A 15,099-nucleotide genomic window follows, 5' to 3' on the forward strand; every position below is an offset into this window, starting at 1 on the left:
GGGTTTCCACTGTCCACCACCGACAGCGGTGGCGCCGTGTTGCTGGCGGCAACCGGGCGCCCTAGCCTTGAGCAGTGCGTTCGTCGGGTTTGATTCGTAACGCGCGGGGAATGGGGCCCCACGACCATCTGTGCTGGCGGTATGACGAGTCGGCAGAGCTGAGGCCCCGTGTGCAGGAGTTCCTGAACGAGGGCCTCGCCATCGGTGAACGCGTCTGTTACGCCGGCACCGCCCCCGTCGAGGACCTCGTCGACGAGCTGCGCACCTTCCGCGGCCTGCCCGAGGCACTCGACCGCGGCGCCGCCCAGGTCATCACGCTCGCCGCGGCGGGCGCGACGATCGAGCCGGCCGCGCGGGTCCGGGCCTATGCCGACGCGACCGCGGCCGCGCTGGCCGCCGGGTTCACCGGGCTGCGCCTGGTCGCCGAGTCCACCCCGTTGGTGCGCACCGCCGCCCAGCTCGACGCGTTCGCCAGGTGCGAGCACCTGATCGACCAGTACCTCGCCGGGCACCCGTTCTCCGCGATGTGCGTGTACAACGGCGGCGAGCTCGCCGACGGCGTGATCGCCCAGTTGGCCTGTCTACATCCGACGTCCAACCAGGACAATGTGGGCTTCCACCTGCACGCGTCGACCGCGGCGGACTACAGCGGCACGCTCACCGGCGAGCTGGACCTGTCCACAGCGGACCTGTTCACCACGGCACTGGCCCGCACCGCGCTGCCGCTGCGCGACCAGGAGCTGATCGTGGACGCCAGGGCGCTCGACTTCATCGACCACCGCAGCCTGCTCCGGCTGTTCGAGCACGCGAGGCGGCGGGCCGCGCCCCTGGTGCTGCACGTCTCGCGCACCGGCCCGGCACGGATCGTGAAAGTGCTCGACGTCGCCGACGTCCGAGTCGAACTCCATCAGGAACGCGTCGCATGAACACCACCACGTCAGTCGAGCGTGACGAGTTCGTCCATCCCGCGCTGTTCTACCGCACCGACGCCGAGTACCTGGACCTGTTGGTGCCGTTCATCAACGACGGGCTGGCCGCCGGACAGCCGGTCGCGGTCGTCGTGCCGGCGCCCCGGCTGCTGCTGCTCGGCGCCGCGCTCGGCGCCGCCGTCGAGCGGGTGCACCGGATGGACATGGCCGTCGCCGGGCGCAACCCCGGCCGGATCATCCCCAGCGTGCTGCGGCACTTCGCCGACACCCACCCCGACCGGCACGTGCGGATCGTCGGCGAGCCGGTCTGGCCAGGCCGCTCGGCGACCGAGTACCCGGCGTGCGCGCAGTACGAGGCGCTGGTCAACACGTCCTTCGCCGGCCGGGACATCACCATCGCCTGCCCGTATGACGCCGCCGGGCTGGACGCGGGGACCATCGCCGACGCGCGCGCCACCCATCCGCTGGTGTGGGAGGCCGACCAGCGGTACTCCAGCGCCGAGTACGCCCCCGACCGCGTGGTCGCCCGGTACAACGAACCGCTGCGCCAGTCCCCCGCCGACGCCCACCTCAACCTGGTCACCATGGCCACCGACCTGCGCCCGGCCCGCCGGGCGATCGCGGTCCGCGCGCGGGCACTCGGGTTGGCCACCGACCGGATCGCCGACCTCGAGCTGATCGCGACCGAGCTGGCCACCAACAGCCTGGTGCACGCCGACGGGCCGTGCGAGCTGCGGATCTGGATCGACGGCCCGCACATCATCTGCGAGGGCCGGGACACCGGGCGGCTGACCGATCCGCTCGCGGGCAGGCGGCCGGCCAAGCCGAGCGACAACTCCGGCCGGGGGCTGCTGATGATCAACGACCTGGCCGACCTGGTGCGCACGCACACCAGTCCGCAGGGGACGACCATCCGGGCCTATCTGCGCGCCAGGTAGGCCTCCCTCACGCCGCCCAGCGCGCGCCGTAGGCCAGGCCGGGGGCGAGCTGGTAGAACCGCAGGTGGATCTCGCCCGCCTGGTCCACCGGATGCGGGTGGCCGTTGGGCATCGGGTCGGCGACGAGCGCCGGCGCCGCCCCGGTGAACGTCCACACCCTCGGCGGCCGGGGACCGAACCGCACGCGCAGGTCGAACAGCTCACAGGGCCGGCTCGGCACGCACACCAGGTAGGGCCGCATCGCGCGCAGGCTCGGCAGCCGGAAGCGCACCGCGAACTCGTGGGTCTCGCCCCTGGACATCGGCCGGGACAGCGCGAGGCCGAACCAGTCGCGGTTCACCATCGTGCCGCCGTGGAACACGCACACGTCCAGGTCGCCCCGGGGAGCCGGCAGGATGGCGGCCAGGTCCAGCTCGCGCAGACCGTCCTGGTCGACGACGATCCGGCGCTGCTCGAACACCTCCGGCTGGGCCCGGTCCAGCACCGCGACCGTGCGCACCGTGGTGGTGTGCCAGCCAGTTGACCGCTCGGCCGCCCGGCTGGTCGCCGCACCGGTGGCCAGCTCGGCGATCTGGGCGATCGCCTCGTCCACCCGCCTGCGCACGGTGCGCGGGTCGCGGTCGACCCGCATCGCCGCCCACTGGACCCGGTCCTGGTAGAGCGGCAACCGGGCGTCGGCCTCGACGGCGAACGCCGCGAGCGTCGGCACCCGCAGGTCCGCTGGCAGTTGCTCGGTCAGCTCGGAGAGCCGGGCACGCACCTTCTCCCTGGTGGCCACCGGCCCGTCGTCATCGGCCACCGCGCACACCGCGCGCAGTGCCGGGCCGATCCGCTCCACGAGCCGGCCGGCGAACAGGCCGCCTCCCTTGCGCAGCGACTTCAGCTCCCGGACCAGCTGGCCACGTCCGCCCATCGGCTCGCCTCCCTTGTGGGCCGATAGCGTGCCGGGCGCGAGTGGACCAGAAGTGGACACATCGTGGAGGGCCGCCACGCACTCGCTAGACATGGTCGAGCCGTGGGGGTCCGATGGCGACCGAGACGGTCAGTGCCGCGCCCAACCGGACGCCGTCGCGGCCGAGGAACATGCGGCACGTGCCGATCCGGCCGAGGGTGTGCTCGTCGGCGTCGCCGACACCGAAGGCGATCACGTTCGGCCGGGTGGTCCAGGCGGGGTCGGTGAGCGCGGCGTAGGCCATCGGCCAGGTCACCGGGTCGGTCGGCTGGCCGTCGGAGGTGAAGAACACGAGCGGCCTGCGCACCAGCAGCCGGTGGTCCTTGAGCGCGCGCACGTCCCGGTCGATCGCCTCGCGCAGGAAGGCGAACGCCGGCCCGAAGTTGGTGCCGACGCTTGGCTCCTGTTCGGTCAGGTCGGCCAGTTCGGCCGCGGGACGCAATGGCTGCAACACCGCGGGCGTCTCCGCGAACCCGACCACGCACACGCGCACCCGCGCGGCGATCGTCGGATCGGCGTGCACCGCACCGCGGAACTCCCGCAGCCCGGCGTTCAGCTCAGCGAGATGGTCGGTCATCGAGAACGACACATCGCAGACGACGTAACAGGGCAACACCTCGGAATCCATACGGCGGAGAGTGACCGGTCGGTGTCGGCCAGACGTGGACGAAACGATGATTCCCGATATTCCGACGCCCCAGTGCGCGCGTTTTCCGCGCGACAACCGAAGCCTGGGGAGGCAATGTGGATTTTCGGATGCTGGGCCCACTGGAGGCATGGCATGACGGCCACCAGGTGCAGCTCGGGGACCAGCAACAACGGTTCGTGCTTGTCGTGCTCCTGCTGCACGCGAACAAACCGGTGTCCGCCGAGAAGCTCACCGAGATCATCTGGGGCGACGCCCCGCAGCGGCGCCACCTCGTGCGCGGTTACATCAACAAGCTGCGCAACGCCTTCCGCGACGCCGAGGGCGAGATGAGCATCGACACCACCCCGACCGGCTACCTGCTGCGCATCGACGAGGAACGGCTGGACACCACGCGGTTCGACCGGCTGCGCGCGGCGGCCAGGAGCGCGACGGACCCGCTGCGGGAGATCGAGCTGCTGCGCGCCGCGGTCGAGCTGTGGCGCGGGGACTTCCTGGAGGACATCGACATCGACCGGGTCGGCGGCACCGACGTGATCGTGCCCGACGAGGACTACTCCGACGCGGTCGGCGATCTGGCCGAGCGGGAACTGAACGCGGGCGACCACCGGTCGGCGCGCGACCGGCTGCGTCCGGTGGTCCGCCTCGACCCGAGCGAGCAGCGGCATGCCGTACTGCTCATGCGGGCGTTGCTCGCCGGTGGTGACCGGGTGGCGGCGATCCGGATCTTCCGGGCCACCGAGGCGGCACTCGCCGAGCAGGGCATCGAGCCGGGGACGCTGCTGCGCAACCTGGCCGCGCGGGCCGAACGCGGTGAGCCGGCCAGCACGCTGCCGTTCCCGCCGCGCTCGTTCACCGGCCGGGTCGCCGAGCTGGCGGCGATCGAGGCGGCCGCCGCTGGCCGGGGCGAGCGGCGCACGGTGTGGTTGAGCGGCGCGCCGGGTGTCGGCAAGACCGAGCTGGCCATCGCCGCGGCCCACCGGCTGCGCGACCGGTTCCCCGACGGTCAGGTCATGGTGCGGCTCGACGGGTTCACCCCGAACGTCCCGCCGACGACCATCGGCGACGCGCTCACCCAACTGCTCACCGAGCTCGGGGTGCCGCCGGAGCAGATCCCGGCGACCGACGGCCGCAAGGCCACGCTGTACCAGACCGAGCTCTACGGCACGCGAACGCTGGTGGTGCTGGACAGCGCGGCCACGCCGGAGCAGATCCGGCCGCTGCTGCCCGAGGCGAGTGGCTGTCTGGCCATCGTGACCTCCCGGCGGATGGGCGAGCCGGACAGCGGGACGCAGCTGCGGCTCACCCCGCTGCCGCCGGCCGACGCGGCCGCGTTGTTCGGCGCGCTGGCCGACCCGGTCAGGACCCGAGGCCGGACCGCGGAGGTGGCCGAGATCGTCAAGCGGTGTGGCTACCTGCCGGTGCAGATCCGGTTGATCGCCGCGCTGTTCCGCCGGCACGACCGGTGGCCGCTGGCGCATCTGCTCGAACTGCTCGCCAAGATCGGGCCGTGGCGCGCGGGCGGGGACGAGGAGGCCGGCACCGCCGCGGTGTGGGTGTCCTACCACCAGCTCACCTCCCGGCAGCGGGACCTGTTCCGGTTGCTCGGCCACCTGCCGGGCCACGATCTCGACGTGGCGGGCGCGGCGGCGCTGGCCGACCTGGACGTCACCGCCGCCCGCCTGGTGCTCGACGACCTGCACGAGGTGTGCCTGGTGGAGGAGGGGGCGACCGAGCGCTACCGGATGCTGGACCCGATCAAGGAGTTCGCCGCGACCGAGGTGGTCGCCGCCTCGCCGACCGAGCGCCCGGCGGCGCTGCTCCGGCTGCTCGACTTCTACCTGGTGTCGTTGGCCCGCGCGGTGGTCGCCGGGTACCCGTTCGACCGGGACCAGCAACCGTCGGTGGACCGGCACAGCGCGGCGGCGCCGGTGTTCGACGACGAGCCGAGCGCGCTGGCGTGGATCGGGGCCGAGCGGGACAACCTGGTGGCCGCCATCCACTACGCCGCCACCAACGACCTGCCGGAGCACGCGTGGCGGCTGGCGGTGTTGCTGTGGCGGTACTTCCACACCAACAGCCAGCTGGAGGACTGGATCGAGACGATGGATCTCGCGTTGGCGATCGTGTCCGCCGACCAGCACAACGCCTACGGCCAGGCGCACGTGCTGCTGCGGCTGGCGACCGCGCACGACCGGCTCGGGCGGCTGGCCACCGCGCTGGAGCTGGCGGCGCGGGCGTTGCCCAAGTGGCACCGGCTGGCGGACGTGCGCGGCGAGGCGGCCACGTTGTGCGCGATCGCCATCCCCACCATGGAGTTGGGCAAGTACGACGAGGCGATCGCGCACTTCGAGGTCGCGCTGGACAAGTACGAGCGGTGCGGGGACCGGCGCGGCCAGGGCCACGTGCTGAGCATGCTCGGCTATCTCAACGGGTTGCGCGGCAACCTGCCAGAGGCGTTGCGCCAGCAGCAGGCCGCGGTGCCGATGCTGCGCGAGGTCGGTCACCTGACGGGCGTGGCGCACGTGTTGAACAACCTGGGCACCGCCCAGCAGCGGCTCGGGCGGCTGGCCGACGCGCTGGCCAGCCATCAGGAGGCCTACGAGCTGGCCACCGCGGTCGGCGACCGCTGTGTGGTGGCCTACGCGCTGAACGATCTCGGCAACGTGCACCGGGAGCTGGGGCGGCTCCCCGAGGCCGCGCGCCATCAGCACCGGGCCATGGAGGTGGCGGCCACGCTGTCCGACGCCGACCTGCGCACGAAGCTGTACCGCGACCGGGGGCTGACCGCCCAGGCGCGGGGCGATCAGGTGGAGGCGGTCCGCGCGTACCAGGCGGCGCTGGACCTGGCGACCGGCACGGGAAACCGGGCCCACCAGGCGCACGCGCACCGGGGCATCGCGCGCACCCTGCACCTGACCGGCCGGCACGCCGACGCGGTGGCGCACTGGGGCGCGGCCGCGCGCGAGTTCGCCGCGCTCGGGCTACCCGAGGCCGGGGAGGTGCTGACCGAACGCGCGGCGCTGGCGTGTGCCTGCGGTTAGCCGGCGATCAGCCAAGGTGCTGCCAGCCGCGCTGGAGGACGCGGTTGAGGTCCGGGTAGATCTCGCGGACGGTGCGGTGGTCGCGCCACCGGCTGAGGTGGCGGCCGAGTTCCTTCAGGTCGAGGCGCACGGTCGCGGAGTCGACGTGGGCGGCGTCGTCGAGGGTCTCGCGCAGGGTCAGGCAGCTCTGGTCGATCTCGCCGGCCAGCGCGTGGGCCAGTGACCTGCGGGCGCCGAAGCGGGCCCTGGTGCGCCGGGAGGTCGCCGGCAGCACGGCCAGCTCGTGGTCGAGGATCTCGGCCGCGTCGCCGGCTCGGCCGAGGTCGCACAGGGACCAGCCGCGGGCGAGACCGACCGGGTCGGGCGCTGTCGAGCCGAGCACCGGGTAGGCCGACGTGTCCACAGTGGACAACGCGAGGAGCTCGGTTGCGCGGTCCAGCGCGCGTTCGCAGGCGTCCCGGTCGCCGGCCAGCGCATGACCCTGTGCCTCCCGGCGCGCGGCCAGGCCGAGGGTGCGCGCGCCGGCCAACGGCGCCCGCCCCGCCTGGCGGGCAAGCTCGATCGTGCTGGTCGCGTCCTGCCGGTAGAGCGCGAGCCCGGCCTCCCGGACGAACGCGTAGCCCGCGATCTCCCGGTCGCCGCCCGCACGGGCCAGTTCGACGGCGTGCCTGGTCCACCACAGCGCGCGCTGGTCGTCACCGGCCTCCTGGCACATCCACCCGGTGTACTCGGCGATCCTGGCGGCCAGCAGCAACAGCCGCGACCGCACGGGTTCCGGGTTCTCCCCCGCCAGCGCGTGCACGGTGCGCACCTGGGCAATGAGCGGTTCGAGCACCACCGCGGGGCTGGTCTGCGCGCCGAGCAGGCGCAGGTGCTCGAAGGACGTGCGCAGCCCGACCACCACCGACTCGGCTGGCACCGGGCGCGGGCCGCCGGCGAGCGCGAAGCCGAGCACGGCGCTGGCGGCGAGCATCTGCCGGCGGTCCAGCCGGCCGCCGGCGGCGGCCGGGCCGCGCACGGTGTTGACGGCCTCGATCAGCGCGCCGCCCGCGCCGAGCGTGGCGTCGCAGAGCCGGGCCACGGTCGGGTTCGGTGGCTTCAGGTCGTTCTCCAGCTTGCTGAGATAGCTCTTGCTGTAGTTGACGCGCCTGGCCAACTCGCCCATCGAGATGCCGGCCTCTGCCCGGCAGGCACGCAGCTGAGCGCCAAATGTCTCGGCCACCGGAAGCTCCTTTCCATTGGCCAGTTGAGTACACCATTTTCGACTGGTCTCGCGCAATTGCCGGGCCGCTCGGAAATGTCCCCGAGCGACCCGGCACGATTACCGTCGACTCAGCCGTGCCACGGGTTGTCGTTCGGCGCCGGCGGGGTCGTCGTGGTGGGCGGCGACGGGGGGTCGCCGCCGTCGGACAGCGTGGTAGCACCCATTCCGGAGGCCGCGGCGGTGATGCACAAAGCGGCCACCGACGAGCCGATCACGACCAGAAAACGGGACTTGGACATGCCGAATCCTCCATTGTTGCTGGGATTTGGTTTGCGGCCGGAAGAATTCCGTGCCACCACCGAGGATTCGCCTTCCACGGATTGTCAACAAGGTGTTGACCGTTGACCAGATCGTCGGTCAACGGGACACCGTGCGGACATCCACGCCTCATCCACCTCTGGTCCACACGCCATCAGGATGCTGCGCCGGTACATCAACAGCGCCGGTTGTGAAACCGGCATCGAGTAGGGAGGTCCCAACGTGGACGAACTCGCCACCTACGACATCGCCGTGTCGTTCGACGAGGAACAACGCGCCGCCGCCGGCGAGGTGGTCGAGGCCTGCCGGCAGCGTGGGCTGACCGTGCTGCACGGGCCCGACCACACCCATGAGTGGTGGGCCAAGAAGGACGGCGGCGACCTGCCGGACGCGAGGGTGCTGTTCTTCCTTCCGTTCGTGTCCGCGATCGACGAGTTCACCGCCGCGATGCTGCGCGCGGTCCGGGCCGGGGCCGAGCACGTGCTGCCGGTGCTGGTGGGTGCGGTCGACGTGCCGGCGGGGTTACTGCACCCGCACGTGACCTACCTGCGGGCCGACGAGCACCGCGCCGACCAGCTCGCCGATGCGCTCAGCGGTCGCGTCGAGGCGGCGGAGAGCACCGGGCGGGAGCGCGCACCGGTCGCCGAGGTGGTCACCACGGCCAGGACGGTCGAGCCGCCGGCGGCCGTGCCGGTCTCGTTCAGCCGGTACGCCGAACAGGACAGCGCGCTGCGCTACCTGGGGGCGCAGTTCGCCGCGGCGATGCCCGGGTACACCCGGCGCGGGTTCGTCGGCACCGTGTACCAGCGTGCGTCGGGGATCTCGGTGCGGATCGAGCGCGCCGGGGACACCGTGTACGCGCTGGACATCCAGCGTGGTGGCATCGGCGGGGACGAGACGGTGAACTTCGTCGTCGGCCGGCACGACGCGGGTAGCGCGTGCAGCAACGGCTGGGCCCGGCCGGTGTACGACGCCGACGCGGGGCGGGCGGCGCTGGAGCTGCACGACCTCTCGGTGCTCGGCAACGGGTCCGCGGAGCCGACGAACTACACCGGGGAGGAGCTGTTCGCCGCGCTCTCGCAGCGGATCGACGCGGTGCTGAGCGCCACCGTCTGAGCACACCAACAGGGACGCGCCCCGGGATTCTCCCGGGGCGCGTCCCTGTTGTCGGGTCAGCTCGAGCGGGCGCGGTCGAGCACCTCCTCCAGCCGCAGCGGGCTCGGCGGGTGGTGGCTCAGGCACAGCGGCGCGGACATCCGGGTGAAGCCGTAGCTGTCGCCGGTGACGTAGAACTGCCCCCGGTCGAGCTGGGAGATGTCCTCGACGGTGGCACCCTTCGCCCTCGCGAGGTCGTTGGCCGCGGCGATCTGCGCCGGGCTGTTCAGCCTGCCGAAGAACTGGGTGGTCGCGTTCCCGCTGACCTGGTTGTGCACGCCCTTGGGGGCCTGGGTGGCGAGCACCAGGCCGAGGCCGTACTTGCGGGCCTGGGAGGCGAGCAGGATGGTGCTCTGGGTGCTGGCCGTCCACGACCCGGACGGGGCGATGGTCTGGGCCTCGTCCAGGACGAACAGCCCGCCGAGCGGCCGGTCGGCGGCGGGGTTGGCCTTGATCCAGGCGAACACCTCCAGCTGGAGCTGGCTGACGAAGGCCTGGCGCTGGTCGTCTGCGGACAGGCCGACGAAGCTGATCACCGAGATCCGGGCGCGCCGGCCGGGGGTGGGGGTGAGCAGCGCGGCCGGGTCGGCCGGGGCGCCGTTACCGCCGAGGAGTGGGTCGTTGACCATCGCGGCGCGCAGGGTCTCGGCGAGGTCGGCGGCCATCGTGGTGGCGGTGGTCAGCGTGCTCACGCCTTCTGGGAGGTGGGCGAGCACGTCGACGAACCCGGACAGGTCGCGTTCGCCGGTGCGGGCGTAGTGGGTCATGGCCTCGCGGAGCACGGCGCGGCCGCGCAGGGCGGTCTTGGTGGTGCCGCTGAGGCGGGCGTGCGGCACGAGCGCGGCCACGGCCGCCTCCACCGCGGCGGTGAACTCCTCCTCGTCGGCGAGCACGCCGGCGAAGTCGGGCAGCGGGTGGAAACTGAGCGGCCGGCCGCTGGCCCGGCCCGGGGTCCAGACGAGGACCTCGGTGTTGGCCAGGTACTCGGCCGCCAGGGGTGCGTCGCCCGCGCGCCAGCCCGCTGGCGGATCGGGCCAGGCGTCGCCGAGGCGGGCGAGGTCGTTGTTCGGATCCAGGACGATGGCCGACACGCCGCGCAGCGCGCATTCCTCGACGATCCGGCGGAGCAGGACCGTTTTGCCGGAACCGGAGCCGGCGAAGATCATCACGTGCTTGCGCAGGGATTCCAGTGCGATGCGGACCTCGCCGTGCAGACCGAGGAGGAGGTGGTCCGGCGGGGGGCGGGTTTCCTGGTGGTTGGCGGTCGCGTGGGCGGGGTCGGGCAGGATCGCGCGGAGGAAGGTCGTGCGGCTGGCGGGTTTGCGGGCGACCACCCATTCCAGGAGCTGGAAGGTCTCCGTGCCGAACATCTCCTTGAGCGCGCTGAAGGTCCGAAGGTCGTCATCGGAGATCTGGACTCGCTGGCTGCCGGCCTGCGCCAGTTCGGCGAACTCCGATTTGGTCTTGGCGCCCTGCCAACCCCCGTCGCCATTGCTCAGCAGCACCAGACGCCGGTCGCCAACGCCGGGACGGATCCCGGCGGCATCTCCGGCGAAACGCATCTGGTTCAACACGTAGTTGCCGTGGCCGCACGCGATGAACCGAAATGCCCAGCGCTCAACGATATCGCGCTTCTCGTCCAGGGTGCGGCGAAGTCTGGCATGGAGGTGGCTACGCTCGCCGATCGAGTGTTCGACATCCCACGCTATGTCATCGTTGCCGACCTCGTTGATCCAGGATTTGAGTCCCGCGAGCAACAGGGCGGGCATCACCTTCTCGTCGTTCTTGTTGAGCCTGGCGGTGAGGATGTCCACCTTCTCACGCAGTTCCGCGAACCGGCTGTCGAACTCGCTGAAGTAGGTGGGCTCCGGACCGGTCGACACCGGGGTGTCGGTGACTCGCTCGTCGAACGAGGCAAGCTCGCGGATCCGGCCATGCAGGCAGGACTCGGCATGCACGTGGATTCGCCGGAGCAGTTCCCGTGGCGTGCGAGCGTTCCAGGGTTCGGCGAACGCGCCGGCCGCGACCGGCCAGGTAGGGCTCGGCGGCACGAACCCGATGCGCTGGTAGATCACCCCGAGCCACTTCTCGACCAGTGCCTTGCCGATCCCCGGGTCCACGATGGAACCCAGGATCGGCGCCTCGGTGAACCGGTCCATAACAGTGTCCGTGGCGACCGAGTGCAGCATCTTCCAGGTGTTGGGCAGACAGGCCACAATGGACAGAGAGCGCCGGGTTCGCTCACGGAGATGCATCAGCCCGTCCGCGATCAGCGCGAGCTCTCGCGCCAACACCGGGTCGGTCACCTGCTCGTCGATGGTGTTGGTCGCCATGCTGACCAACGAATCCAGCTGGTCGACCGCGAGCACACTCGGGCCGGTGAGGGCCAACACCCTGGACATGTCCGTGACCAGCGCCTGGTGCGATCTCGAATCGGCGTGGATGCTCCAGGTTCGGCGCCCGCCGTGCCTGTTCTCCTCGTGCTGGCCCGCCAGGAAGTCCCGGCCGACATCGGACCGCTTCTCGTCAGGCGCCGCGTAGAGCACCAGCGCCCGGATGGTGTCCCCGCATTCGCGCCCGACGCGCGCGTCGACCCGGCGCACAGCGCCGACGAAACTGTCCAGATCGTCGGGGGTGAGTGGTACGTCACCGACGATCGCCTTGGCGACCGGGTCCGGCACGTCGGCCTGTTCACACATCCGGCGCAGCATCATGGTCAGCTGCAGTTCGCCGTCATCGTTGGTGCGCAACAGCTCGCTGCGCATGGCCAGCGAGGTGTCCGCCCAGAACGCGTCGCCGGTGGAGAGTTCGATCAGGAAGAAGTAGCCGCCTTCCTGTTGCACGACTCGCCGCGTCCAGCCGAGCAGGTGAGTCTTGCCAACACCCTTCTGGCCCTGCAGGGCCAGACCGATCGGGCTGGCCCCGGCGCTCTCCTTCGCGTCCTGAACGCCGGCACGGATGCGGTACTCGACCCTCGTGTGCAACCCATCCACATGGGAGGGTGGCGTGCGCCACACGTCGTCCGGGGTCTCGGCGGAGTTGATCCGCACCGCGGCAAGTGCTTGACGTTGCTCAGTGCTCATGACTCCTCGATCGCCACAAGGTGTTTGTCCTGATCACCGAGCTGGATCGCGGCGGACCGGTCGTCGTCGGTCAAGGACTTGCGGTCGGAGTGCGGAGCCAGGTGCACGGTGCCGGTTTTGATCATCTTCAGCAGCACGCCGTCGACCTCGGACTTGTCCGCGCCGTTGAGCTTGGGGCGCAGCTTGGCCAGGCGGACCCAGTCCTGCGGCTTGACCGACAGCTCGCCGTACGCCCTGCGGATCAATGTCTCCAGGTCGCTCGGGCTGATCAGCTCCCGGAGGTCGACACCCGGCTGGGACGCGAGCAGCCGCGCGATACCGAACACCGCGCGGACCAGTGCCCCTGATCTCGGGGGCGGTTCCACGGTCACCAACTCGCCGACACACCACTTGACGCCCTCGTCGGTGATCCGGTGCACATACCGCCGGTTCTCCTGCCAGGACCTGATCAGGTCCTGCTTGTTCAGCCGGTCGCGGCCGTCCTTGCGGAGATCGACGTTGAGCTCCTTGGTCAGCTCCGGGTTGGGCACCTCCCGGTTCTCCCACCACAGCGTGAACAGTGCTGCTCGCTCGGCCGTGTTGTACTTCTCCGGCATTACGCCACCTTTCGGTTATGGGGAAATCTGGGCCCGCCGGTCGATCCGGTCGAGCAGCGCACCGATCTCGCCGCGCAGCCCCTCGGTCGCGACCAGGCGGTCGCCGTTGGCGCGGATCTGGCTCAACAGCTCGAGGTCGACCGTCAGGTCGCCGAGCAGCGCGAGGTCGCCGTCGTCGAGTGCGGTCGTCATGCCGTGCACGGTCTGCGCGAGCAGGTCGAGGCGCACGGGGTAGGGCACCTCGCTGGGCACCTTGCGCAGCGCGGACGCGGCATCCCGCAACGCACCCCGGTCGGCGTCCGCCGGCCCGCGCGCCGTGCCGGTGATCAGGTCGGACAACTCCTGCGCGACGTGCGCCGGGCGCACCCCCGGGCGCAGCTCCAACGGCGCGAGGTTGCGCAGGAACGCCGGCAACCCGCCGCGGTCGGTGCCCCTGGTCAGCACGCAGAACAGCTGCCGCTGGTCGCTGTCCACGTCCAGTGAGCGGCGCAGGAAGCGCTCGGCCTCCGAGATCTGCCAGCGGCTCACCTGCCGGTCCACCACCAGGCACAGGTTCTTGGCCAGCGCGGGCCGGTCCAGGCGCTCCGGGTCGCCGGACAGCGACCGGTCGGCGCGCACCCCGAGTGCGTGCAGCTCGTCGATCAGCTCGGTCGCGGTGTCGGACGCCGACCGGGGGCTGGACACCAGCACGTCGAGGTCGAACCGCAGGCGGCGGTCGCGGGCGGTCGCCACGTAGGCGTCCCGGTTGTCGGCGAGCAGGTCGGTCCGGTCGAACTGGTGGGCGATCACCGCGGCCACGGTCTCCAGCGAGAAGGAGATCTGCTCGGCCGACGGGGTGGGCTCGGCCAGCACCGCGAGTTCCTCGCCGAAGCTCCAGTACGACACGTAGGGCACGGTGAGGTGCTGGAGCATCAGCTTCTCCGGCACGCTCGTGGCCAGCCAGTTGCCGAACAGCGGCGTGGTCAGCGTGGTGCACCGGTCCTTCCAGTCCTCCGCCCGCTGGTACTCCACCCGGCCGTCCAGGCGGGACAGCACGGGCAGCACCAGGTGCGGTGGCCGGTCGTAGGGCAGCCGGTCGCGGGCCCGGTCGGCGCTGCGCACGACGTCCACGGCGTTCGACACGCTCTGGTCGTTGGCGGTGAACAGCATGACCAGCCGGTCGGGCAGGTGCGCGGTGCAGATCCCGGCGCTGTCGGCGATGCCGGTGCGGCTGTCGATCAGCACGAAGTCGTGGTTGGCGGTCCACTCCGCCCGGCAGGTCTCCAGGAACGTCGCGAATCCCCGCTGGTAGAGATCCTCCCAGTCGATGCCCTGCACCCTGGCCTTGTAGAAGTCGTCCCGGCGGCCGGCCGCCAGCAGGGTGAGCTCGCCCTCGACGTCGAGCCGGACCGCGTGCGCGCTCGGCGTGGTCGCGCCGGCGAGGAAGTCGGTGGCCAGGTCGACCACCCCACCCGCGGGTGGGGTGGGCAGCGCGTCGGCGAAGTAGTGGTGCAGGCCGGGCGCCTCCAGGTCCCAGTCGATCGCCAGCACCCGGTAGCCCCACCTGGCCAGCAGCACCGCCACGTTGGCCAGGGTGAAGCTGCGCCCGACGCCGCCCTTGTAGGAGTAGAAGGTGACCACGGTCCCGGTCATGGGTCGAACCTCGGCAGTGGCGGCGGTGGGATGTGGTAGGGACCCTCCAGGTCGATCAGCGGCCAGTCCGGCTGCCAGGCCGGCACCTGGACCAGCAGCTCCGCCAGGTCCTCGGCCAGGGTCACGACCCGTCGGTGAAATGGCACGTACTCCCGGCTGTCCTGAAATCCGGGGTCCGGCATGGAATGCTCTTTGAAATCCTGCCAGGCCAGTTCCCTGCCCTCATCCGGGAAATTCTGCGAGTCCGCGTACAGAATCGGATACCGCAGGCTCTGCGGGATCTCCAGGTCGGCCAGGCCGAGCAGCTTCTCCCGCTCCCGCATGCTGCGCCACTCGGCCATGCACCACCGCGACTCGAAGTACTGCGGGGTGAGCACCGGGATCATAATCTTGGTATGACGCAAAGCTTTCTTCAGGCTCGACGGCCAGTGCACACCGTGCGGCATCAACCGGTCGATGTACACCGTCGGCGCTGGTGCGAGCTGGTCGGCCAGGCAGTCCTGGAGCTTGGGGTAGAAGTGGTTGAGCAACCATTTCTGCACATTTCCACGCCGACTGTAGCTGATGAACACATCGAACTTGTATCCGGACACGCGGCTGAT

Annotated in this window: 12 protein-coding genes; 4 read left to right on the top strand and 8 right to left on the bottom strand. The window is 71.1% G+C overall.

Going from position 1 to position 15,099, the window contains the following annotated elements:
- Positions 1-110: 110 nt before the first annotated feature.
- Positions 111-926, top strand: a complete 816-nt coding sequence (locus ACYVIP_RS16040) for an MEDS domain-containing protein (protein WP_460396856.1) — start codon at positions 111-113, stop codon at positions 924-926.
- Positions 923-1,867 carry an anti-sigma factor RsbA family regulatory protein gene (locus ACYVIP_RS16045; RefSeq protein ID WP_460396858.1) on the top strand — a complete coding sequence of 315 codons (945 nt, stop codon included), beginning with the start codon at positions 923-925 and terminating at the stop codon, positions 1,865-1,867. The genes ACYVIP_RS16040 and ACYVIP_RS16045 overlap by 4 nt, the downstream gene beginning before the upstream one ends.
- A gap of 7 nt (positions 1,868-1,874) precedes the next feature.
- On the opposite strand, the gene ACYVIP_RS16050 is transcribed toward ACYVIP_RS16045, so the two are convergent.
- Positions 1,875-2,780, bottom strand: a complete 906-nt coding sequence (locus tag ACYVIP_RS16050; RefSeq protein WP_460396860.1) for a hypothetical protein — start codon at positions 2,778-2,780, stop codon at positions 1,875-1,877.
- 85 nt (positions 2,781-2,865) lie between these two features.
- Positions 2,866-3,447: a vWA domain-containing protein gene (locus tag ACYVIP_RS16055; RefSeq protein WP_460396862.1), complete on the bottom strand. Its 582-nt coding sequence runs from the start codon at positions 3,445-3,447 to the stop codon at positions 2,866-2,868.
- Between the two features lie 128 nt (positions 3,448-3,575).
- Here ACYVIP_RS16055 and ACYVIP_RS16060 point away from each other — a divergent pair, with 128 nt between their 5' ends.
- On the top strand, positions 3,576-6,509 hold the full coding sequence (locus tag ACYVIP_RS16060) for an AfsR/SARP family transcriptional regulator (protein ID WP_460396864.1): 2,934 nt from the start codon (positions 3,576-3,578) through the stop codon (positions 6,507-6,509).
- A gap of 7 nt (positions 6,510-6,516) precedes the next feature.
- Here ACYVIP_RS16060 and ACYVIP_RS16065 read toward each other — a convergent pair whose 3' ends face one another.
- Together ACYVIP_RS16065 and ACYVIP_RS16070 are read right to left on the bottom strand one after the other, a co-directional pair.
- Positions 6,517-7,731: a helix-turn-helix domain-containing protein gene (locus ACYVIP_RS16065; RefSeq protein ID WP_460396866.1), complete on the bottom strand. Its 1,215-nt coding sequence runs from the start codon at positions 7,729-7,731 to the stop codon at positions 6,517-6,519.
- A 110-nt stretch (positions 7,732-7,841) separates the two neighbouring features.
- Complete coding sequence (locus ACYVIP_RS16070; RefSeq protein ID WP_460396868.1) at positions 7,842-8,012, bottom strand: hypothetical protein; 171 nt, start codon at positions 8,010-8,012, stop codon at positions 7,842-7,844.
- Positions 8,013-8,253: 241 nt separating this feature from the next.
- On the opposite strand from ACYVIP_RS16070, the gene ACYVIP_RS16075 reads away from it, so the two are divergent.
- On the top strand, positions 8,254-9,147 hold the full coding sequence (locus ACYVIP_RS16075; RefSeq protein WP_460396870.1) for a hypothetical protein: 894 nt from the start codon (positions 8,254-8,256) through the stop codon (positions 9,145-9,147).
- Between the two features lie 56 nt (positions 9,148-9,203).
- Here the strand turns inward: ACYVIP_RS16075 and ACYVIP_RS16080 are convergent, their stop codons facing one another.
- Genes ACYVIP_RS16080 through ACYVIP_RS16095 form a run of 4 tightly spaced genes read right to left on the bottom strand, consistent with a single transcriptional unit; the run spans position 9,204 to position 15,090 of the window.
- Positions 9,204-12,269, bottom strand: a complete 3,066-nt coding sequence (locus ACYVIP_RS16080) for a helicase HerA domain-containing protein (protein WP_460396872.1) — start codon at positions 12,267-12,269, stop codon at positions 9,204-9,206.
- On the bottom strand, positions 12,266-12,865 hold the full coding sequence (locus ACYVIP_RS16085; RefSeq protein ID WP_460396874.1) for a hypothetical protein: 600 nt from the start codon (positions 12,863-12,865) through the stop codon (positions 12,266-12,268). Before ACYVIP_RS16085 ends, ACYVIP_RS16080 begins: the two co-directional genes overlap by 4 nt.
- A gap of 15 nt (positions 12,866-12,880) precedes the next feature.
- The gene (locus tag ACYVIP_RS16090; RefSeq protein WP_460396877.1) at positions 12,881-14,497 is read right to left on the bottom strand and encodes a tyrosine-protein kinase family protein; all 1,617 of its coding nucleotides are present in this window, start codon (positions 14,495-14,497) and stop codon (positions 12,881-12,883) included.
- Positions 14,494-15,090 (bottom strand): TIR domain-containing protein, encoded by a 597-nt coding sequence (locus tag ACYVIP_RS16095; RefSeq protein WP_460396879.1) that lies wholly within the window; start codon positions 15,088-15,090, stop codon positions 14,494-14,496. Before ACYVIP_RS16095 ends, ACYVIP_RS16090 begins: the two co-directional genes overlap by 4 nt.
- Positions 15,091-15,099 lie beyond the last annotated feature (9 nt).

The organism is Actinophytocola sediminis, from assembly GCF_054779715.1.

What these genes read in the sequence shown, in the direction of transcription:
- ACYVIP_RS16040 (WP_460396856.1), top strand. Translation starts at nt 111, where the DNA reads ATGGGGCCCCACGACCATCTGTGCTGGCGGTATGACGAGTCGGCAGAG.
- ACYVIP_RS16045 (WP_460396858.1), top strand. Translation starts at nt 923, where the DNA reads ATGAACACCACCACGTCAGTCGAGCGTGACGAGTTCGTCCATCCCGCG.
- ACYVIP_RS16050 (WP_460396860.1), bottom strand. Translation starts at nt 2,780, where the DNA reads ATGGGCGGACGTGGCCAGCTGGTCCGGGAGCTGAAGTCGCTGCGCAAG.
- ACYVIP_RS16055 (WP_460396862.1), bottom strand. Translation starts at nt 3,447, where the DNA reads ATGGATTCCGAGGTGTTGCCCTGTTACGTCGTCTGCGATGTGTCGTTC.
- ACYVIP_RS16060 (WP_460396864.1), top strand. Translation starts at nt 3,576, where the DNA reads ATGCTGGGCCCACTGGAGGCATGGCATGACGGCCACCAGGTGCAGCTC.
- ACYVIP_RS16070 (WP_460396868.1), bottom strand. Translation starts at nt 8,012, where the DNA reads ATGTCCAAGTCCCGTTTTCTGGTCGTGATCGGCTCGTCGGTGGCCGCT.
- ACYVIP_RS16080 (WP_460396872.1), bottom strand. Translation starts at nt 12,269, where the DNA reads ATGAGCACTGAGCAACGTCAAGCACTTGCCGCGGTGCGGATCAACTCC.
- ACYVIP_RS16085 (WP_460396874.1), bottom strand. Translation starts at nt 12,865, where the DNA reads ATGCCGGAGAAGTACAACACGGCCGAGCGAGCAGCACTGTTCACGCTG.
- ACYVIP_RS16090 (WP_460396877.1), bottom strand. Translation starts at nt 14,497, where the DNA reads ATGACCGGGACCGTGGTCACCTTCTACTCCTACAAGGGCGGCGTCGGG.